This window comes from Gordonia sp. BP-119, from assembly GCF_016924115.1.
Classification (GTDB): domain Bacteria; phylum Actinomycetota; class Actinomycetes; order Mycobacteriales; family Mycobacteriaceae; genus Gordonia; species Gordonia hongkongensis.
On record NZ_JAFFZF010000083.1, the window covers coordinates 1 to 4,168 of the forward strand.

Genomic DNA, 4,168 nt, shown 5'->3' on the forward strand with positions numbered 1-4,168 from the left:
CGCGGCGATGCGGGGTTCGCTCACCCCACGGCGGCTCACGCAGATCCAGCGGGCGGTCGTGGACTCGATCCTGAGCTGTCCGCTTCCCCGCGGGGCACAGTCCCGCGCGCGGTTCGCCGATGGATCCAGCCGACGGCCCGCTGCGCGGCGTGATCGGATACTCGCCGCCGCAACCCGGATGTTCTTCGCGCGCGGATTTCCCAACGTCCGAATCCACGAGATCGCCGCCGAAGCGAATGTGTCGCCGGCGACGGTCTACCAGGAGTACGCGGGAAAGACCGACATCTTGATGACCATCATGCGTCGAGGTCTCGAGAATCTGCACTGGATATCCGTCGACGCACTGGCGGAGTCCTCGGCGGTCGAAGCGCTGGACGTCCTCGTGGGTGTGTTCCTCGACTACTCGCTCGGCCCGAACGGTCAGGTGTTGGCCATCACCCTCCAGGACATCGTGTATCTGCCGGAAGCAGACCAGGTCTCACTTCGCCGGACGGCGTCGGATTACACCGCTGAGTGGACTGCCGCGATCCTGGCCCGTTCACCGACCCTGGCGCACGCCGATGCCAACGCGCTCACGCAGGCACTTGCCGGATTCGTCTACCAGGTCATCTTGTCGCCGGAGCTCCGCTCGCGGCCGGGCATCGACGGCGAGTTCCGCGCGCTGGCATCCGCCATCCTGAGCCCGGTCGAACTCTGTGGCGATCCCGGTACCCAGGGCCGGAGTCCGCGCCGACTCGCGGACGTTCCGCGAAGCCAAGTGGTCCGTGCATCGCGGCCCTACTCGAAGTAGCGGCGCGGCACGTCGACGAGCATGGTCGTGATGTCGGCCTCGCTCACCCCGCGTTCCCGCAGGGCCGGCAACACCTCGTCACTGATGTGCCGGTAGTTCCACTTCGGGAGTGCCTGCTTCTTGGCCTCGTGGTCGAACCAGTCGATGAAGCAGGCGGCGTCGTGCGCGAGGGCCATGCGGTCGGCATAGCCGCGCTTGCACAGTTCGGCGACGGTGTTCACCCGTTCGTCGAATGGCAGGAGGAGGTCGAGCCCGAAACGATCCATGCCGAGGATCGACCCGGCATCGGCGAGCTTCATCAGGTAGTCGAGGTCGACGCTGTCACCGGAGTGGCCGATGACCACCTTCGTCAGGTCGGCTCCCTCCTCGGCGAGGACCCGCTGGGCGACCAGACCCGACTGACTGTGCGGATCGGTGTGCACGGTGATGGGCGCCCCCGTCTGGGCGCTCGTCTGTCCCACCGCGCGCATCACGCGCTCGACTCCCGGTGTCAGTCCCTGGGATTCGATGGCGCACTTGAGGAAAGCCGCCCGCACACCGGTGTCCGCGATGCCCTCGGTGAGATCCTTCGTGAACAGGGTGACCAGCGGCTCCGGGACGTCGAAGAGCATTCCCGGTCCCGCGTAGTGGAATTGGAACGGGATGTCGTTGTAGGTGTACAACCCGGTCGCGACGACGATGTTGAGGTCTATCTGTTCGGCAATCCGCTGGATGCGTGGGATGTACCGGCCGAGACCGAGAACCGTCGGGTCGAGGATCGTGTCGATCCCGAGTTCCTTCAGTTCGGTCAGGTCGCGGACAGCTTCGGCGACCTTCTCGTCCTCGTCCCAATCGTCCTGATAGTTCTGCCGGAACTCCTCGCCGACGACGAACACATGCTCGTGCACCAACACGTTCCCGAGGTCAGCGGAATCGATCGGGCCGGTCGCGGTGTGGACGGTGGCCATGGAACCTCCTCACCAGGAGGCCGCGTTGCCTCCACTGCGCCGAACCCTAGTCGACGACCTGATGCGGCAGGCGGCTTTCGCCCGTCGTCGCCGCCGACCGCCACGGCTCTGGCGGGACGGGCTTCAGGCAGCGCGTGGCGCGGTGAGTTTCTCCATGGTCCAGTAGGAGGTGCCGGCAACGACTGCCCCGGCGAGCCACGACAGGTCGATCCCGCCCAGTGCGACCGCAACCGGCCCCTGCAGTGCCGGCAGCATCCCGTACATGAACATCCAGGTCGCGGTGACACCGAGAGCGAGTGCGACGAGGGCGGTCGGCCGGACCATCGGCAGGACGCTGTCCGCCGGTGTGGCGAACAGACTCTCGGCGTCGATCTGTTGCCGCGCGATCAGGAACCAGTGCACGAGAACAACGCTGCCCCAAGGGCTCAACCAGCCGACGATCGACACCAGCCAGAAGTCGATGGTGGTCGCGAAGTCGCTATTGAGCACGAAGTAGACGACGACCGCCATCGCCACGACGCCGATGATCAGGTTCAGCACGCGCCGGTCGACGCGGATGTCGAGCGCCTGCGTCGACACCGTGCACGTGTAGATGTTGAGGATGTTGGTCGCGAGCGGTCCGTGGATCACCAGCAACAGAACCGGCAGTGCGAGAACGCCGTAGGCGTCGACGATGATCTCACCCGGGTCGGCGGAGTCGCTCAATGTCGCCAGGGACGCACCCAGCACTCCGAGCCAGACGACCGGGATGAACTGCCCGAGTGCACTGGCGAGAAACAGCCTGCGCGACGGGACGTCCCGGGACACGAAGCGCGAGTAGTCGCCGGCGTAACCGATCCACGTCAGACCCCAGCCGATGCCGATCGCGGTCATCACCGCCGTGATCGCGCCGATGTGGGCCGATCCCGTGAGCTCCGGAGCGGTCGTCTGTCCCCAGTCGACGTCGAGGCCGACCCACGCGACGACGGTCATGACGAGCAGGATCGCGACCGTCGGAGGCACCGTCCATCGTTCGAACGCGGAGATCACCCGGTACCCGAACCACGCGATCGTCACCTGCATCCCCATGATGACCGCGGCCACGACGATCCGTGCGGCGTTGTTGTCGAGGTCCGGGTCGACGAGTCCCATCTCGCCGAGCAGCGCCATCACCAAGTCGAGAACGATCCAGGTGTTGACCGCGCACCAGCCCATGCAGACCAGGGCCTGGACGGCGGCGGGAACGTAGGCGCCGCGGCGTCCGAAGACGGCTCGCGACAGCACCATTCCGGTGACCCCGGTGCGCTGACCGATGACGACGAAGACGCCGAAGATGGTCATGCCGATGGCATTGCCGACGACGAGGACCGCCACCGTCTCCCACAGCCCGAGGCCCATCGTGACGCCGAGTGCACCCAGCACCCAGTTGATCGGCGCGATGTTCGCACCGGCCCAGATCCAGAACTGTCCGCGCACGTCATGGGTCTTCGCGGACTCGGGGATCAGTTCGAGTTCGGCCTCGGCCTGCGGGCCCGAATGGCCCGGTCCGGGTGCCGACGGGGTCGCGGCGTCGAGTGCGGTCATGGAGTCCGTCCAGGAAGTGTCGGCCCCCGATTGGGCGGGGTGCGTTCGGGCATGGCGCGCGACGATGCGCAGTGCATCCATGGTGGTCGCACCGCCCGTCGCGCGATACCTACAGAACGTTCGCACTCCTCGGGTACGGAACGGACAGAATGTCACACCTTCGGCGTTTCTCGCACAGCCAACTGGACTGTCCGGGCTTCTCGCGCTGACCGATCTGGAGGGCGATGCGTTGTTCGGCGGCGTCGGCGATGCGTAGCTGTTCTTAAGCCCGGTAGGCCAGGGCGACGTCGTGGTCGCGGCCGGTTTGGGCGTCGGCGGCCGCCGGGGTTGTGGCGCACGAGGGTTCCGAGGTCACGGCGGCATTGTCTGCAGGGGTGGCCCTGGGTGTCGGTGGGGATCGCGCAGCCGGGCAGGGCGCAGCGGGGGAAAAGTTCGGCGGTGATGGTCACGATGGTTCCTCGAGGTGGCGGGTGTGAGCGGGGCCGGGGCGCTGGGCCGCGACCGTGAGAGGTCGCGGCCCACCGCTGGACGGGGTCTAGTCGGGTGGCACGTCGACGGCATCGGTGTCCCCGGCGATGACCTTCTCGACGTCGGAGAGGGTGTACTCGTTCCGCAGGATCAGCTTGGAGAACGCCTCGACGGCCGAACGGTTCGTGATTGCTCCACAGTTTCGTCATTGATGACGAAATGACCTGATTTTCTCCAAGATTCGCCGATAACCTACGTTATGACATAATTCCCGCTAGTGTTCTGAGTCATTAATTCGTGTGCAGTAGTGGGCGATGGAGTCGAGGATCTGGTCAGCGGTCTTGACCCACACGTAGGGGCGGGGGTTGTCGTTCCAGGTCTCGATCCATGCTCTGATGTC

General features: G+C 66.0%; 3 protein-coding genes and 1 pseudogene. 1 reads left to right on the forward strand and 3 read right to left on the reverse strand.

The genetic code is table 11. The features are described from left to right. Window positions 1-790, forward strand: a 790-nt coding sequence (locus tag JW364_RS23825; protein WP_205334543.1) for a TetR/AcrR family transcriptional regulator, incomplete at its 5' end; no start/stop codon positions are given. On the opposite strand, the gene JW364_RS23830 is transcribed toward JW364_RS23825, so the two are convergent. The 3 genes and pseudogenes from JW364_RS23830 to JW364_RS23840 all read right to left on the reverse strand — a co-directional run. Then, a complete protein-coding gene (locus JW364_RS23830) occupies window positions 778-1,737 on the reverse strand; it encodes a phosphotriesterase (RefSeq protein WP_205334482.1) in 960 nt (319 codons plus the stop codon). The genes JW364_RS23825 and JW364_RS23830 overlap by 13 nt on opposite strands. A gap of 123 nt (window positions 1,738-1,860) precedes the next feature. Then, window positions 1,861-3,300 (reverse strand): cytosine permease, encoded by a 1,440-nt coding sequence (locus JW364_RS23835; protein ID WP_058253433.1) that lies wholly within the window; start codon window positions 3,298-3,300, stop codon window positions 1,861-1,863. A 742-nt stretch (window positions 3,301-4,042) separates the two neighbouring features. After that, window positions 4,043-4,168, reverse strand: a pseudogene (locus JW364_RS23840) (IS630 family transposase); the annotation flags it as partial.

Excerpts from the sequence above, each read along its gene's own strand:
- JW364_RS23830 (WP_205334482.1), bottom strand. The coding sequence starts at position 1,737 with ATGGCCACCGTCCACACCGCGACCGGCCCGATCGATTCCGCTGACCTC.
- JW364_RS23835 (WP_058253433.1), bottom strand. The coding sequence starts at position 3,300 with ATGACCGCACTCGACGCCGCGACCCCGTCGGCACCCGGACCGGGCCAT.